We start from the raw sequence: 15,016 nt of genomic DNA, 5'->3' as shown, positions 1-15,016 counted from the left end.
ACCCGTCAGTCCCCGCTGCTCCGCGAGCCGTTGGAGATCCCGCGCCGCCGCCGTTCGCGCTGCGCCCGGCGCACCAGCCCGCCCGCCCGCAGCGTGGCCCGGGAGACCAGTTGCACCCAGCCGGGGCCGCCCCGCCCGGCCCACACCACGCAGGCGCAGCCGCCGACCACCAGCGCCAGGACGACCACCAGCACCGCACCGACCACGGGGGACCACCTTCCGCTCAGGGACGCACCGTTCGATCCTCCCAGACCACCGGCCGCCCGAACGGCCTTGACACCCGCCCCGTCGGCACGCTTCGGTGGGGCACGTATGACTGACTCCTCCCCGCACCGCGGCCCCGCGTTCGACGCCCTCCAGGGCCTGTCCGTCGGCGACGCGCTCGGCGCCCAGTTCTTCGTCCCCGACACCGCCCGCACCCACCTCGACGCCCGCACCGAACCGCCCGGCCCCTGGCCGTGGACCGACGACACCGAGATGGCCTGCTCGGTGTACGCCGCCCAGCGCGAACGCGGCGCGATCGACACCTTCGACCTCACCCACGCCTTCGCCCGCCGCCACGACTTCGACCGGGGCTACGGCCCCGCCGCCAACCGGATGCTGCGCCTCGTCCGGGAGGGCGGCGACGCCCGCCGCCTCGCCGCCGAACTCTTCGACGGCCAGGGCTCGTTCGGCAACGGCGCCGCCATGCGGGTCGCCCCGCTCGGCGCCGCGCACGCCGCCGACCCGGCCGCCGCCGTCCGCCCGGCCGCCGACACCGCCGTCACCACCCACACCCACCCGCAGGCCGTGGACGGCGCGATCGCGGTCGCCGTCGCCGCCGCCCTCGCCGTCCGGGCCCGCACCGAACCCACCACGCCCGCACGGTACTTGCAGGCCGTCGCCGCCCTCACCCCGCCCGGCACCGTACGCCGCGGCCTGGCCGAGGCGGCCCGGCTGACCGACCGCACCGACCCCGCCGCGGCCGCCGCCCTGCTCGGCAACGGCAGCCGCACCAGCGCCGCCGACACCGTCCCGTACGCGCTCTGGTGCGCCGCCCACTGGCTCACCGACTACCCGTCCGCCGTGTGGGCCGCGATCGGTGCGGGCGGCGACGTCGACACGGTCGCCGCGATCACCGGCGGCGTGGTCGCCGCCCGCACCGGCACCGCGGGCATCCCCGCCCACTGGCTGGCCGCCCGCGAACCCCTCCCCGCCTGGGCGTTCCCGCCGCCGCTGCGCCCCGCCCCGCGCCCGCTCGCCCCGATGCGGCTGCCCCGGCCCCACCCGGTGCCCGACCTGCTCTGGTCCGACCACCAGTGGCAGCGCTACCGCACCGGCCTGCACACCCCCCGCTGGCTGACCCGCACCGCCGAGGGCGTCCTCCACCTGCACCGCGCCGACACCGGCGACGAGACCTGGTCGCTGGCCTTCGCCGCGCAGCGCGACGGCTGGCGCCCCGTCGCCGCCCTCGTCGAGGCCCACCCCGCGCACTTCGCCGGGCCCGGGAGCCTGGTCGACGCCCTGCTGGAGATCGAGCAGGACACCGCCCGCCCCGCCGCCGGGGGCCGGTAGGGTGGCGCTCCGAGGAGGGCCAGGATGATCGACGCAGTGCTGTTCGACCTCGACGGCACCCTGCTGGACCACGACGCGGCGGCCGAGGCGGCCGTCCTGGACGGGGTCGCGGCGGAGCTGGCGGCGCTGTCCGGCCGCGAACCCGGCCGCGAACCCGGGCACGAACCCGGGCACGAACCCGGGCACGAACCCGCCACGGCCGCACCGGAGTTCGACCGGGAGGCGGTGCTGCGGTTCTGGCGCCAGGTCGAGCGCACCGAGTACGACCGCTACCTGGCGGGCGAGTTGACCGTCCAGGAGCAGCGCCGCACCCGGGCGGTCGCCCTGGCCGCGCACCTCGGCCTGGGCGCCTGGTCGGCCGAACGCGCCGACGACTGGTTCACCGGCTACCTGCGGCGCTACCGCGCGTCCTGGCGCGCCTACCCCGACGTCCCGGACGCGGTACGGGAGTTGGGCGCCGGGCGGCGGCTCGGCGTGATCACCAACGGCGAGGGCGAGATCCAGCGCAGCAAACTGCACGCCATCGGCCTCGGCGCGCTCGCCCCGCACACCACCGCCTCCGGCGAGACCGGCCGCCCCAAGCCCGACCCGGCGATCTTCCACCTCGCCTGCCGCACCCTCGGCACCGCCCCCGCCCGCACCGCGTACGTCGGCGACCGCCTCGACCTGGACGCCCGGGCCGCCACCGCCGCCGGACTGCTCGGCATCTGGCTCGACCGCACTCCCGCCCCGGACGCCGAACCGCCCGCCGACGTCCCCCGGGTGCACACCCTCGCCGAGGTCGCCGCCCTGCTCACCTGAACCCTGACCCGTGCGCCCTGACCCGTGCGCCCGGACCCGTGAGCCCGGGCTCATCTGAGCCCGGGCCCGCGCGGCGTCAGTTGCGCCGGAACAGCCGGGAGAACCAGGACCCGGCCCCGGCATCCCCGGCGCCCCCGGCCGCCTTCGCGGCCTTCGCCGCCTTGGCGTCCGCCGCGCACGAGCAGCGCTGCGACTTCGGGACGCCGGCCAGGACCTGTTCGACGTGCATGCCGCACCCGGCGAAGCTCGGCTTGCCGCAGGACTTGCAGGTGACGCGACGACACATGGGAGTGCTCCTTCTACAGAGGGGGACGAGCGGGGTCAGGAGTGCGAGAACGGGATGCGGGGCAGGACGCGGTCCAGCCACCGGGGAGTGTGCCAGGCGGCGTGCCCGGCCAGCCGGAGCAGCACCGGCAGCAGCACCAGCCGGACCAGTGCGGCGTCCAGCAGGACGGCCACGCCCAGCACGATGCCCATCTCCTTGGGCGGCAGCGGGCCGGAGACGGCGAAGGTGAAGAACACCGCGACCATGACGGCGGCCGCCGCGAAGACCACCCGGCCGGAGTGGGCGAGCGCGCCGACCATGGCCTGCTTGGGGTCGCCGGTGCGCTCGTACTGCTCCTTGGCGGAGGCGAGCAGGAAGACGGTGTAGTCCATCGCGATCGCGAAGATCATCGCGAAGAAGAACACCGGGGCCCAGCCGTCCAGGAAGCCCTGCGAGGTGAAGCCGAGCAGGGTGGCCCCGTGGCCGTCCTGGAAGACCAGCCGGGCCACGCCGAACGCGGCCCCGGTGGACAGCAGCCCGGCGACGGTGCCGAGCGCCGCGATCAGCGGGGCGCGCAGCGCGAACAGCAGCAGGACGAAGCCCAGTGCCATGACCACGCCGATCACCAGCGGGGTCTTCTCGGTCAGCAGGTGCTGCAGGTCGAGGTTCTCCACCGAGGCGCCGCCGACCAGGGTGTGGTCGGGGAGCGCGTCGCGCAGGCTGTCGACGGTGTGGCCGAGCTGCGGGTCGGAGGGGTCGACGGTCGGGACTGCCTGGACCATCGCCCAGTCGGTGCCGTCGGCGGCGCTCTGGGCGGGCATCACGCCGGCGATGCCGGGGTCGGCGGCGACGGTGCGGACGGTGGCCTCGGCCTGGTCGGCGGGGGTGAGGATCTGCAGGGTGCCGGGAGTGCCGGGGCCGAAGGCCTGCTGGACGGCGGTGTAGCCGGCCCGGGCGCTGGCGTCGCCGGGCAGCACGTCGATGGAGGGCATCGCGGTGCGCAGTCCGATCACCGGCGCGGCGAGCGCGATCAGCACGGTCAGCGCGAGGGCGCCCCAGCGCAGCGGGTGCTTCCACAGCCGCTCGCCCCAGGCGGCGAACCGCGGCGAGGTGGTCTGCTGCCGCTTGGCCCAGGGCAGGGCCACCGCGTCGACCCGGTGGCCGAGCTTGCCGAGGACGGCGGGCAGCAGGGTCAGGGTGGCGGCGAGCACGAACAGCACGGCCAGCATGATGCCGCCCGCCATCGAGCGGAACGCGGGCGCGGGCACCAGCATCACGGCCGACAGGCTGACCAGCACGGTCACGCCGGAGAGCAGGACGGCCTTGCCGGCGGTGTCCATGGTCTCCGCGACGGCCTGCGGCCCGCTCTTTCCGGCGGCCCGGGCGGCGCGGAAGCGGACCACCAGGAACAGCGCGTAGTCGATGCCGAGGGCGAGCGCGAACATCATCGCGAAGTTCATCGCCCAGATCGAGACCGGGAAGAGGTGGCTGATCAGCACCAGCGAGCCCGCCGAGGCGGCCAGGCCGGCCATGGTGAGCAGCAGGGGCAGTCCGGCGGCGACCAGCGAGCCGAAGGCCAGGACCAGGATGCCGAGGGTGACCGGCCAGGACATGATCTCGGACTTCATCATCGCGTCGTGGTTGGCGGTGTTGAAGTCGCTCCACAGCACCGAGGCACCGGTGGCGGTGACGTCGACGCCGTCGCCGGACAGGGCGCGCAGCGGTTCCTTGAGGTCGTCGGCGGCCCGGACCATGTCGTCGGGGGAGGCGTCGGCACCGGCCAGCAGGACGGCGGTGCGGCCGTCCTGGCTGATGGTGGCGCCGGGCTGCGGCGCGATGACGGTGGAGATCCGGGTGTCGGCGGCGGCGAGCGCGGTGGCCCGGTCGATGACCTGCTGGACGGCGGGCTCGGTGACGGGGCGGTCCGCGGCGACCACGATCTGGAGCGCGGACGAGGCGTTGCCCGCGAAGTGCTCCTCGGCGAGCGTGCGGACCTTCACCGAGTCCGAGCCGTCGGCCTGCCAGCCCGCGCCGGACAGTGCGGTGGTGACCTGCGGGGCGAACGCGCCCAGCCCGATCACCAGCAGCAGCCAGCCGGCCAGCACGGCCTTGAAGTGGTGCACGGACCACACGCCGAGACGGCCCAGCAGCCCCGGCCGGGCCGGGGCGGGCGGTTCGGACGGCGGCACGGTGGCCGGGGCCACCCGGGCGGGGGAGGGGTTCACTGCTCTCTCCAAGCGCGAGGGGACGAATAATACCCTGGGGGGTATAAAAGGGGGCGTACTGGGGCCCGGGGCGCCCCCGTGCGGGGGTGCCCCGGGCGGTCGATCGACTACTCGGTCAGCGAGGCGAGCGCCGCGCGCAGGCGGGCGGCGGCCTCGTCGGCGACCTCGGCGAGCTCGGGCCGCCCCGTGAACTGCACCATCAGCTGCGGGTCCATCGCCTCGACCAGGACGCCGTCGGGGACGGCGCGCAGCACCACGTTGCAGGGCAGCAGCAGGCCGATCCGGCGGTCGGCCTCCAAGGCGCGGTGGGCGATGGCGGGGTTGCAGGCGCCGAGGACCAGGTAGTCCTCCAGCTCGACGCCGAGCTTGGTGCGCAGGGTGGCCGTCAGGTCGATCTCGGTGAGGACGCCGAAGCCCTGCCCGGCGAGGGCCGTGCGGACCTTGTCGGCGGCCTCCGCGAAGGGGGTGCCGGTCAAGGTGGCGGTGATGCCGTGCGCCATGTCGTCGAACCTCTCTCGTCGATACCCCCCTGGGTATTCAACCGTACGTCCGGTGCAACCGGCGCGCGCGCAGGCGCATTCCCGCGGCGCGGCGCACGGTCCGTGAGCTGTACCGCACCGCCGGGCCGCCGGTGGTGCCGGGGGCCGCGAGCGGGGCCCGGCGGCGGCGTGCGGGGTGGCCACGGGGGGTGCCTCCGGGGAGGGGTCAGAGCACGACGCGGTAGTGCGTGGTGAGTCGGCGCTGCTCGTCCAGGACGTGGTAGGCGAGCCCGGGCGGCTGGTCGCGGCCGATGAAGTCCTCGGTCTCCCAGGGGAGTTGGAGCGTCCAGGTGACGGCGGGCCCGACGAGCAGCGGCCGTCCGGCGAAGGTCGACGCGGCGGCGGTGTGGGCGTGCCCGGTGATCAGGGCGACGACCTCGGGGTGGGCGTCGAGCAGCGCGGCGAGGTCCTCCGGCCGCTGCAGGGCGTACGCGTCGGGCAGCGGGTGGTGCAGGGCCACCGGCGGCTGGTGGAAGGCGATCAGCGCCGGGGTGCCGGACGGGAGTCCGTCCAGGGTGCGGTCGATCCAGGCGAGCGTCGCGGGCTCCAGCAGGCCCTCGTCCCGGCCGGGGACCGTCGAGTCGACCATCAGGACCGCGGTGCCGTTGACGAGGTGCGCCCGGTTGACCGGCGCGGTGTCCGGCTCCTCGCCGAGCAGCGCCCTGCGGTAGGCGGGGCGCGCGTCGTGGTTGCCCGGACAGTACAGGACGGGGAAGGGCAGGTCGGCGAGCAGCTCGGCGGCCTCCCGGTACTCGTCCTCCGCCGCGTGGTCGGCGATGTCGCCGGTGACCAGCAGCGCGTCGACGGGGCGGGCCAGGCCGCGCAGGTGGCGCACGGTGCGGGCGGCGCGTTCGGTGGCGCGGTCGGTGCCGTCGAGGTGCAGGTCGCTGATCTGGGCCAGCAGCAGGGTCACGGGGGCTCCTTCGCCAATGCCTAATGGTTGGCTTTCGATTTTGCGTTAGGAACCCTAGGCTAGGGGTGATCGGCCCGGCAAGGGAGCACGGGGCGCGGCGGCAGGAGCGAGGGGACGGACGGATGACGAACGACGGCGGCGGCGCGCAGCAGTGGCCCGCACTGGACTTGGTGGGCACCATCCGCCACGACGGCGACGGCGGCGTGCTCGACGACCTGGCCGAGCCCGCGGCCGCGGCCGCCTGGCTCGCCGAACACGCCGAAGGCTTCACCGGAACCGCCGAACTCCCGCCGCTGGACGCGGAGTTGCACGCCGAGGTGCTCGCCCTGCGCCGCGCCGCCCGCGCCCTGTTCGCCCGCGCCGTCAGCCCCGGCCCCGCCAGTCGCGCCGACGCGCACCGGCTGATGCCCGCCGACCGGGCCCTGGAGCGGCTCAACGCCGCCGCCGCGCTCGACCCCGTCGTCCCGCAACTGGACTGGGCCGCCGACGACTCCCCGGCCCGGATCCGCGCGCGCTCCACCACCGCCGACCCCCGGGCCCGCCTGCTCGCCGCCCTGGCCCGCGCCGTCGTCGACTTCCTGGCCGGCCCCGACCGCACCCGGCTGCGGGCCTGCCAAGCCCCGCGCTGCGTCCGCTACTTCGTCAAGGCCCACGGCCGCCAGGAGTGGTGCAAGACCTCCTGCGGCAACCGCGCCCGGGTCGCCCGGCACTACGACCGGCAACGCACCGCCGCCACCCCGGCGGCCGAGGGCTGAACTCCCGCCGTCCCCACTGTCCCCGCTGCGGACGATCAAATTCCGTTTGCGGAGAAAAAGAAACGGTCATCATCGATCGTCTGACGGTTCGTCAAGTTTCGTGAAGCTAGCGTGTTCAGACAGAGCCCGCCCGTTCGGCCGGGCTTCTGCGTCCCGCGAGAGGCACAACACATGGCGCTGACCACCAACCGCACGGCGATACGCCCGGGGCGCTGGCGAAGGCTGAGGCGAGCCGCGGCAGGATCAGTGGCGACCGCACTGCTCGGCACCGCCGCCGCCGTGCTGCCGACCGCGCCCGCGCACGCCGCCGGGCCGGGGCAGTTGATCTACGTCTCCAACCAGGGCACGGGCTCCGTCGCCGTCGTCGACCCGACGACCGGAGCGACGGTCGCCGCCGTCCCGGTCGGCACCTCGCCGACCGACCTGGAGCTCACCCCGGACGGCTCGCAGGTGTGGGTCGCCAACAGCGGCAGCGACTCCGTCTCGATGATCGACACCGCCACCAACACGGTCGCCGCCACCGTCCCGGTCGGCCGCACCCCCTGGGCGGTGGCCGTCTCGCCGGACGGCGCGCGCGTCTACGTCGTCCACAACGGCACCGCCGGGGTCGAGGTGATCGACACCTCCTCCCTGACGGTCTCCGCCACCGTCCAGGCCGGCAAGTACACCGCCGGGCTCGCGCGCTCCCCGGACGGCAGCCGGCTCTACGTCAGCGACTTCGGCGGCGGCGCGGTGTCCGTGGTCGACACCGCGACGCTGGCCGTCACCGCCGCCGTCCCCGCCGCCGACCCGGCCGGGCTCGCCGTCAGCCCCGACGGCGCCTACGTCTACGCCGCCAACTACAACAACCGCACCGTCACGGTGATCGACGCCGCCACCGACACGGTCGTCCCGGTCGGCCAGCAGCCGCAGGGCCTCGGCATCGCGCCGGACGGCGCCACCCTCTACGTCGGCAACCGGCTGGGCAACTCGGTCTCGGTGGTGGACACCGCGACCAACACCGTGACCGCCACCGTGCCGGTCGGCGCCGGGCCGAACACCGTCCTGGCCGACCCGGACGGCACCCGCGTCTACGTCGCCAACTCCTTCTCCGACACCATGTCGGTGATCGACACGGCGACGCTCACCGTCACCTCCACCGGGGGCTTCTCCCGCCCCTACGGCCTGGCGATGGGCAAGTCCGCCCCGCCCACCGTCACCTCGCTCGCCCCGGCCACCGGCCCGACCGCGGGCGGCACCACCGTCACCCTCACCGGCACCCACCTGACCGGCACCACCGCGGTCACCTTCGGCGGGGCCCCGGCGAGCGGTGTCACCGTCGTCGACGACAGCACCGTCACCGCCGTCGCCCCGCCGCACCCCGCCGGAGCCGTCGACGTCGCCCTGACCGCGAAGGGCCGCACCGCCCCCGCGGGCTCGTACGCCTACCGGGTCCCGGCGCCGACGGTCACCGGCCTCGCCCCCGCGGCCGGCCCGACCGCGGGCGGCACCACCGTGACCCTCACCGGCACCGACTTCACCGGCGCCACCGCGGTGGCCTTCGGCACCGTCCCGGCCGCCTCCTTCACCGTCGTCGACGACACCACCATCACCGCCACCGCCCCCGCCGCGAGCACGGTCGGTGCGGTCGACGTCACCGTCACCACCCCCGGCGGCACCAGCACCACCGGCCCCGCCGACCGGTACGCCTACGTGTACGACTTCGCCGGGTTCGCCGCCCCCGTGCGCAACGCACCGGAGGTGAACGTGGTCAACGCCGGCCGCAGCATCCCGATCAAGTTCTCGCTCGGCGGCGACCGGGGCCCGGGCGTCCTCAAGGACGGCTCCCCGACCTCGCGGGCGAGCAGCTGTGGCACCGGCACCGCCGACCCGATCGAGGTCGGCACCGCCAGCACCTCCGGCCTCACCTACGACCCGGCCACCGCCACCTACACCTACGTGTGGAAGACCGAGAAGGCGTGGGCGGGCAGCTGCCGCACCTTCCACCTCACCCTGGCCGACGGCACCGACCACGTGGCCGACTTCCAGTTCACGTAGGCCCGCCCCACCCCGCCCGCCGCGCACGACCCCGCGCAGCAGCGCAACTGCACCGCCCTGGTGGCCACCCACGGCCCGCTCGTCGTCGAAGCCGCGGGCGCGCCGGGTCGTGATGGCGAGCGGGTAGGCGAAAACCAGGGGGGCGCACCGCCAGGGGCGTGGGGAACTGCGCGCAGCGGAAGGAGCACGTCAGCAAGATCGCGAAATGGTGCAAGTGGTTGCCTGCACCGCGATCCGGCTGTGCGCGCTCACTCGGCCGCGCAGTTCCCCGCGCCCCTGTTCTCGCACCGTCCCGCCCGGCGCAGCGGGTCCCCGCGTCCCCGGGGCCGCTACCGCAGGTTGTTGCGCTCCGCGGACCGCTCGCTGCGCGAGGCGTCCAGCATCCCGACCCGCTCGACGACCTTCACCCGCTCGCGGCCCTCGGCCGCGCCGAGGGCCTTCTCGTGGGCGTCCAGGTGGTGCCAGCCTTCCCAGGTGGTGAAGTCGACGCCGCGGCTGCGCAGGAAGTCGACGACCGCGTCCTCGGCGGGTTCGGCCGCCTCGCGGAGCAGGCCCGCGCCGTGGTCGGCGACGAGGCAGGCGACGGTCTCGTTGGCGTCGCCCTTGGTGTGGCCGATGAGGCCGACGGGGCCGCGCTTGACCCAGCCGGTGACGTACACCGAGGGCAGGTGGGCGCCGTTCTCCTGGACGCGGCCGGCCTGGTGCGGGACGGTCGAGCTGAGGGCGTCGAAGGGCAGCTTGGGCAGTTCGTCGGAGCGGTAGCCGACCGCCCGGTAGACCGCCTGGACGGGCCACTCGCGGAAGGTGCCGGTGCCGACGGTGTTGCCGGTGCCGTCGAGCTCGGTGCGCTCGGTGCGCAGCGCGACGACCCGCCCGTCCTCGCCGAGCACCTCCACCGGGTTCTCGAAGAAGTGCAGGTGGATGCGGTGCGGCCGGTCGCCGACGTCGCGGATCGCCCAGTTCTCCAGCGTGGAGGCGACCATGTCGGCCTGCTTGTTGGCGCGCCGGGTGGCGATGGAGGCCTCGTCGTAGTCGATGTCCTCGGGGTCGACGATCACCTCGATGGTGGGGGAGTGGTCGAGCTCGCGCAGCTCCATCGGCGAGAACTTGGCCTGCGCGGGCCCGCGCCGTCCGAAGACGTGCACCTCGACGGCCCGGTTCGTGGCGAGGCCCTCGTAGACGTTCGGCGGGATCTCGGTGGGCAGCAGCTCGTCCGCGGTCTTGGCGAGCACCCGGGCCACGTCGAGCGCGACGTTGCCGACGCCGAGGACGGCGACCTGCTCGGCCTCCAGCGGCCAGCTGCGGGGGACCTCGGGGTGGCCGTCGTACCAGGAGACGAAGTCGGCGGCGCCGTACGAGCCGTCCAGCTCGATGCCGGGGATGTTCAGGTCGCGGTCGGCCTCGGCGCCGGTGGCGAAGACCAGGGCGTCGTAGAAGCGGTGCAGCTCGTCGAGCGAGAGGTCGCCGGGGTAGTCGACGTTGCCGAGCAGGCGGACCTGCGGCTTGTCGAGGACCTGGTGCAGGGCGGTGATGATGCCCTTGATCCGGGGGTGGTCGGGGGCGACGCCGTAGCGGATCAGGCCGAAGGGGGCGGGCAGGCGCTCGATCAGGTCGATGGAGACGCCGGGGGCGGCGGCCAGTTCGGACTTCAGCAGCGCGTCGGCGGCGTAGATCCCGGCGGGGCCGGAACCGACGATGGCCACCCGGACGGGGCGGGGCATGGGCAGGTACTCCTGTTCGACTCGGGGCGCGTACCGCTCAGCCTTCCGGCCGGCGGTCGCGCCCGGTACGGGGCTCCGGCTTATGTCGTCATAAGCCGAAGCTATGACCCCCCAAAGTTCCGCCTATGCGGAGACCCCGTGCCCTCCAGCATGCACCAGCCCCCGCCCGACCCCGCCCCGCGGTCCCCCGCTCACTCGTAGCGCAGCCGCAGCGACTCCTCCTCGGCGGCCAGCACCTGCTCCAGGGTCAGCGCGGGGTCGCCCACGTGCGAGAGGGTGATCTCGGCCGAGCTGGGCGCCGCGTCGGCGGGCAGCCACTGCCCGGGCTGCCAGGCGGCGGAGCGCAGCAGCGCCTTCGGGCAGTGCTGGTACACCTCGTCCGCGGCCACCACGATCGCGGTGCGCGGCGGCTTGCCCACCGGCGTCAGCCGCGCCAGCAGCTCCGGGTCCTCGCTGACGCAGGCCCGCCCGTTGACCCGCAGGGTGGCGCCCCGGCCGGGGACGAGGAAGACCAGCCCGGCCCGCCCGGTGGCGGCGATGTTGTGCAGGCTGTCCAGGCGCCGGTTGCCGGTGGCGTCGGGGATCGCGAGGGTGTGCTCGTCCAGCACCGCGACGAACCCGGGCGGGCCGCCGCGCGGGGTGGCGTCGCAGTTGCCGTCGGCGTCGGCGGTGGCGAGGAAGACCAGCGACGAGCAGCCGACGAACCGGCGCGCCGCCTCGTGCAGGTGGTCCACCTGCTTGCGCCGCACCAGTTCGCTCGGCTGCTCGTACAGGGCCCGCAGGCGGGCCGGCTCGCGGACCGCGTCCGCGGCGAGGGCGTCGAAGATCACGTGGCCCGACGCTACCGCCGCTTATGTCCGGGCCCGCTAGACGTGCAGCGGCACCGGGTGCACCTCGTCCGCCGGGTGCCCGGTGCGCTCGTGCACGCGCTGCACGGCCTCCCGGGTCGGGGCGGAGGACAGGCAGTAGACCGTGCCCGAGTCCGGGTCGGCCCACGCCTGCTGGAACTCCACGCCCTCCTCGCCCTGCGCCGCGAGGTCCGCCTCGTGCGCGGCCTTCAACTGCTCGGCGGTGATGCCCGCCATGCCGTGGTGGACGTCCATGAACATCGCCATTCCGGTTCAACTCCTCGGCCGGGAGCCCTCCGTACGGAGAACTATTCCCTCCCACCGTGCGCCGCCGACGTGAACCAGGCCACAGGACACGTCCTTGCGGCCCGACCACCCGCGCGTGCAACAATGTGGGTGCAGTAGATCAGTGACGTTCAGCGCACTCCGGGGTCGGTGAAAATCCGAACCGGCGGTTACAGTCCGCGACCCGTCCGCAGCCAGCGGCCGGTTGACCAGGTGAAATTCCTGGACCGACGGTTAAAGTCCGGATGGGAGGCGTGCGCGGCGGACGAAGCGTGTCAGCACCGCGGCCCACCCGAGGGCCGGGGTGCGAGAAGCAGGACGGCAGCGAACCCGTGCCTCGGCGAGGAAGCCCAGGCGCCCCGGGTGCGCCCCGTCGGGCATGCGTCCGCAGTCAACTCCCACGAGCCGCCCCGGAGTCCGCGCCCAAGCGCGAGGAGAACCCGGGTGTTCACCGGCATCATCGAAGAGCTCGGCGAGGTCGTCTCCATCGAGGAGATCGGCGAATCCTCGCGCATCCGCCTGCGCGGCCCGGTCGTGACGGCCGACGCCCGGCACGGCGACTCGATCGCGGTCAACGGCGTCTGCCTGACCGTCCTCGACGACAACGAGCAACTGGCCGAACGCAGCGGCGAGTTCAGCGCCGACGTGATGCGCGAGACGCTGCAGCGCTCCAGCCTCGGCGTGCTGCGCCCCGGCTCCCGGGTCAACCTGGAGAGGGCGATGGCGCTCGGCGCCCGGCTCGGCGGCCACCTGGTGCAGGGGCACGTCGACGCCACCGGCACGCTGCTCTCCCGCGCGCCCGGCGACCTCGACGCGGACGGGAACCCGCGCTGGGAGGTGCTGCGCTTCAGCCTGCCGCAGCCGATCTCGCGCTACCTGGTGGAGAAGGGGTCGATCACCGTGGACGGAGTGAGCCTGACCGTCGTCGAAGCGGCCCCCGACTCGTTCACCGTCTCGCTGATCCCCGCCACCCTGGCCCTCACCACGCTGGGCGCCAGGCAGGTTGGCGAGCCCGTGAACCTCGAGGTGGACGTCCTCGCCAAGTACGTCGAGCGGCTGCTCGACGCCCGTGCACTGCCCGACACCCTGGGGGGTACCAAGTGAGTGCGTTCGCAGACCTGTCCTTCTCCGCCTTCGGGCAGGACGTGAAGGTCGCCGACATGGTCGGCAACCTGATCGGCCTGGTCGGCCTGGCCCTCGGCTGGCGCCGCTCGGTGCTGACCTGGCCCGCCCAACTGCTGGCCGGCGCGGTGCTGATCACCGCCTTCTGGGGCAGCCACATGCCCGGCCTGATCGGCAAGCAGGCGATCGTCGTGGTCGCCTCGGTCTGGGGCTGGGCGCAGTGGAACCGCGGCCGCCGCGACACCGGCCAGGTCGAGGTGCGCTTCGCGAGCTGGACCGAGCGGGCCGTGCTGGTCGCCGCCACCGCGGTCGGCACCGCCGCCGTCGCCTGGCTCTTCCACATCGAACCGAAGCTGTCCTACGCGCCGCTGTTCGACGCCTACATCTTCGTCGGCACGCTCGCCGCGATGTACGCCCAGGCCCGCGGCTGGGTCGAGTTCTGGTTCGCCTGGCTGGCCGTCGACCTGATCGGCGTGCCCTACGCGTACAACCACGGCTACTCCTTCACCGCCCTCACCTTCACCGTCTACTTCGTCCTGGTGGTGGCCGGCCTGGCCAACTGGTGGACGAAGGCCCGGGCCACCCGAACCGCCCCGCTCGCCAAGGGAGCCGCCGCATGAGCACCGAGCCTGCCGCCACCGAGCCCGCCGCCACCGAGCCCGCCGCCACCGAGCCCGCCGACCGGCCGCTGCCCGCCGCCGAGCCGCTCGCCCTCGACCCGGTCGAGCGCGCGATCGCCGACGTCGCGCTCGGCCGCGCCGTGATCGTGGTCGACGACGAGGACCGCGAGAACGAGGGCGACATCGTCTTCGCCGCCTCCGCCGCCACCCCCGAACTGCTGGCCTTCACCGTCCGCTACTCCTCCGGCGTGATCTGCGTGCCGATGACCGGCGAGGAGCTCGACCGGCTGGAGTTGCCGCCGATGACCCGGGTCAACGAGGACCGCAAGGGCACCGCCTACGCCGTCTCGGTGGACGCCCGCGACGGCGTCTCCACCGGCATCTCGGCCGCCGACCGGGCCCGCACCGTCAAGCTGCTGGCCAGTGCGGGCACCGAACCGGCCGACCTGACCCGCCCCGGGCACGTCTTCCCGCTGCGCGCCGTCGACGGCGGCGTGCTGGTCCGCCCCGGCCACACCGAGGCCGCCGTCGACCTGGCCCGCCTCGCCGGGCTCGCCCCGGCGGGCGGCATCGCCGAGGTGGTCAACGACGACGGCACCATGGCCCGGCTGCCCGAACTGCACGCCTTCGCCCGCGAGCACGGCCTGGCGATCATCTCGATCGAGGACCTGATCGCCTACCGCCGCCGCACCGAACTGCACGTCGACCGCGCCGCCGTCACCCAACTGCCCACCGAGCACGGCACGTTCACCGCCGTCGGGTACCGCGGCACCATCGACGGCACCGAGCACCTGGCCCTGGTCGCGGGCGGCCTGGGCGCGGACGGCCGGCTCCCCGACGGCGAGGACGTGCTCGTCCGGCTGCACTCCGAGTGCCTGACCGGCGACGTGTTCGGCTCGCTGCGCTGCGACTGCGGCCCCCAGCTGCAGGCCTCGCTGGCCGCCGTCGCCGAGGCCGGCCGCGGCGTGGTGCTCTACCTGCGCGGCCACGAGGGCCGCGGCATCGGCCTGGCCCACAAGCTGCGCGCCTACCAGCTGCAGGAGCAGGGCCTGGACACCGTCGACGCCAACCTCGACCAGGGCCTGCCCGCCGACGCCCGCGACTACTCGATCGCCGCGCAGATGCTCACCGACCTCGGCGTGCGCTCGCTGACCCTGCTCAGCAACAACCCGGCCAAGCAGACCGCGCTCACCGAGCACGGCCTCAAGGTCGCCGCCCGCCGCCCGCTGCCCACCGCCGCGGGCGAGCACAACCTGCGCTACCTGCGCACCAAGCGCGACCGGATGGGCCACGACCTGCCGTGGCTCGACGACGACGGCAAGTAAGCGACG

15 protein-coding genes and 1 riboswitch are annotated in these 15,016 nt (G+C 74.5%); of the genes, 7 read left to right on the top strand and 8 right to left on the bottom strand.

What is annotated here, in order from left to right; all coding sequences use genetic code 11:
- Positions 1 to 5: 5 nt before the first annotated feature.
- Complete coding sequence (locus tag OO57_RS02905) at positions 6 to 206, bottom strand: hypothetical protein (RefSeq protein ID WP_033250641.1); 201 nt, start codon at positions 204 to 206, stop codon at positions 6 to 8.
- 106 nt (positions 207 to 312) lie between these two features.
- On the opposite strand from OO57_RS02905, the gene OO57_RS02900 reads away from it, so the two are divergent.
- Positions 313 to 1,554, top strand: a complete 1,242-nt coding sequence (locus OO57_RS02900) for an ADP-ribosylglycohydrolase family protein (RefSeq protein WP_063737480.1) — start codon at positions 313 to 315, stop codon at positions 1,552 to 1,554.
- 24 nt (positions 1,555 to 1,578) lie between these two features.
- A complete protein-coding gene (locus OO57_RS02895; RefSeq protein ID WP_033250640.1) occupies positions 1,579 to 2,355 on the top strand; it encodes an HAD family hydrolase in 777 nt (258 codons plus the stop codon).
- A gap of 76 nt (positions 2,356 to 2,431) precedes the next feature.
- Here OO57_RS02895 and OO57_RS02890 read toward each other — a convergent pair whose 3' ends face one another.
- The 4 genes from OO57_RS02890 to OO57_RS02875 form a co-directional block, all read right to left on the bottom strand.
- Positions 2,432 to 2,641: a hypothetical protein gene (locus tag OO57_RS02890; protein WP_033250639.1), complete on the bottom strand. Its 210-nt coding sequence runs from the start codon at positions 2,639 to 2,641 to the stop codon at positions 2,432 to 2,434.
- 35 nt (positions 2,642 to 2,676) lie between these two features.
- Positions 2,677 to 4,845, bottom strand: a complete 2,169-nt coding sequence (locus tag OO57_RS02885; protein ID WP_033250638.1) for an MMPL family transporter — start codon at positions 4,843 to 4,845, stop codon at positions 2,677 to 2,679.
- A 107-nt stretch (positions 4,846 to 4,952) separates the two neighbouring features.
- Entirely contained in the window at positions 4,953 to 5,345 is a 393-nt protein-coding gene (locus OO57_RS02880) for a DUF302 domain-containing protein (protein ID WP_033250637.1), read from the bottom strand.
- Between the two features lie 205 nt (positions 5,346 to 5,550).
- A complete protein-coding gene (locus OO57_RS02875) occupies positions 5,551 to 6,291 on the bottom strand; it encodes a metallophosphoesterase (RefSeq protein ID WP_033250712.1) in 741 nt (246 codons plus the stop codon).
- A 128-nt stretch (positions 6,292 to 6,419) separates the two neighbouring features.
- Here OO57_RS02875 and OO57_RS02870 point away from each other — a divergent pair, with 128 nt between their 5' ends.
- Complete coding sequence (locus OO57_RS02870) at positions 6,420 to 7,052, top strand: CGNR zinc finger domain-containing protein (RefSeq protein WP_033250636.1); 633 nt, start codon at positions 6,420 to 6,422, stop codon at positions 7,050 to 7,052.
- 246 nt (positions 7,053 to 7,298) lie between these two features.
- Positions 7,299 to 9,089 carry a PxKF domain-containing protein gene (locus tag OO57_RS39070; protein ID WP_051776439.1) on the top strand — a complete coding sequence of 597 codons (1,791 nt, stop codon included), beginning with the start codon at positions 7,299 to 7,301 and terminating at the stop codon, positions 9,087 to 9,089.
- Between the two features lie 329 nt (positions 9,090 to 9,418).
- Here the strand turns inward: OO57_RS39070 and OO57_RS02860 are convergent, their stop codons facing one another.
- From OO57_RS02860 to OO57_RS02850, 3 genes are all read right to left on the bottom strand, one after another.
- Positions 9,419 to 10,810: an FAD-dependent oxidoreductase gene (locus OO57_RS02860; protein ID WP_033250635.1), complete on the bottom strand. Its 1,392-nt coding sequence runs from the start codon at positions 10,808 to 10,810 to the stop codon at positions 9,419 to 9,421.
- Between the two features lie 191 nt (positions 10,811 to 11,001).
- Positions 11,002 to 11,640 carry an MSMEG_1061 family FMN-dependent PPOX-type flavoprotein gene (locus OO57_RS02855; RefSeq protein ID WP_033250634.1) on the bottom strand — a complete coding sequence of 213 codons (639 nt, stop codon included), beginning with the start codon at positions 11,638 to 11,640 and terminating at the stop codon, positions 11,002 to 11,004.
- Positions 11,641 to 11,676: 36 nt separating this feature from the next.
- Positions 11,677 to 11,925, bottom strand: a complete 249-nt coding sequence (locus tag OO57_RS02850; protein ID WP_033250633.1) for an SCO4226 family nickel-binding protein — start codon at positions 11,923 to 11,925, stop codon at positions 11,677 to 11,679.
- Between the two features lie 151 nt (positions 11,926 to 12,076).
- A riboswitch (FMN riboswitch) is annotated at positions 12,077 to 12,204 on the top strand.
- Between the two features lie 183 nt (positions 12,205 to 12,387).
- On the opposite strand from OO57_RS02850, the gene OO57_RS02845 reads away from it, so the two are divergent.
- From OO57_RS02845 to OO57_RS02835, 3 genes are read left to right on the top strand one after another with little or no spacing between them, the layout of a single operon-like run.
- Positions 12,388 to 13,047 carry a riboflavin synthase gene (locus OO57_RS02845; protein ID WP_033250632.1) on the top strand — a complete coding sequence of 220 codons (660 nt, stop codon included), beginning with the start codon at positions 12,388 to 12,390 and terminating at the stop codon, positions 13,045 to 13,047.
- Entirely contained in the window at positions 13,044 to 13,685 is a 642-nt protein-coding gene (locus OO57_RS02840) for a nicotinamide mononucleotide transporter family protein (protein WP_033250631.1), read from the top strand. The genes OO57_RS02845 and OO57_RS02840 overlap by 4 nt, the downstream gene beginning before the upstream one ends.
- The gene (locus tag OO57_RS02835; protein WP_234337194.1) at positions 13,682 to 15,010 is read left to right on the top strand and encodes a bifunctional 3,4-dihydroxy-2-butanone-4-phosphate synthase/GTP cyclohydrolase II; all 1,329 of its coding nucleotides are present in this window, start codon (positions 13,682 to 13,684) and stop codon (positions 15,008 to 15,010) included. Before OO57_RS02840 ends, OO57_RS02835 begins: the two co-directional genes overlap by 4 nt.
- The last annotated feature ends 6 nt before the right edge of the window (positions 15,011 to 15,016 follow it).

This window comes from Kitasatospora phosalacinea (assembly GCF_000717185.1).
GTDB lineage: Bacteria > Actinomycetota > Actinomycetes > Streptomycetales > Streptomycetaceae > Kitasatospora > Kitasatospora phosalacinea_A.
This window is presented reverse-complemented; position numbering and strand designations above follow the sequence as displayed.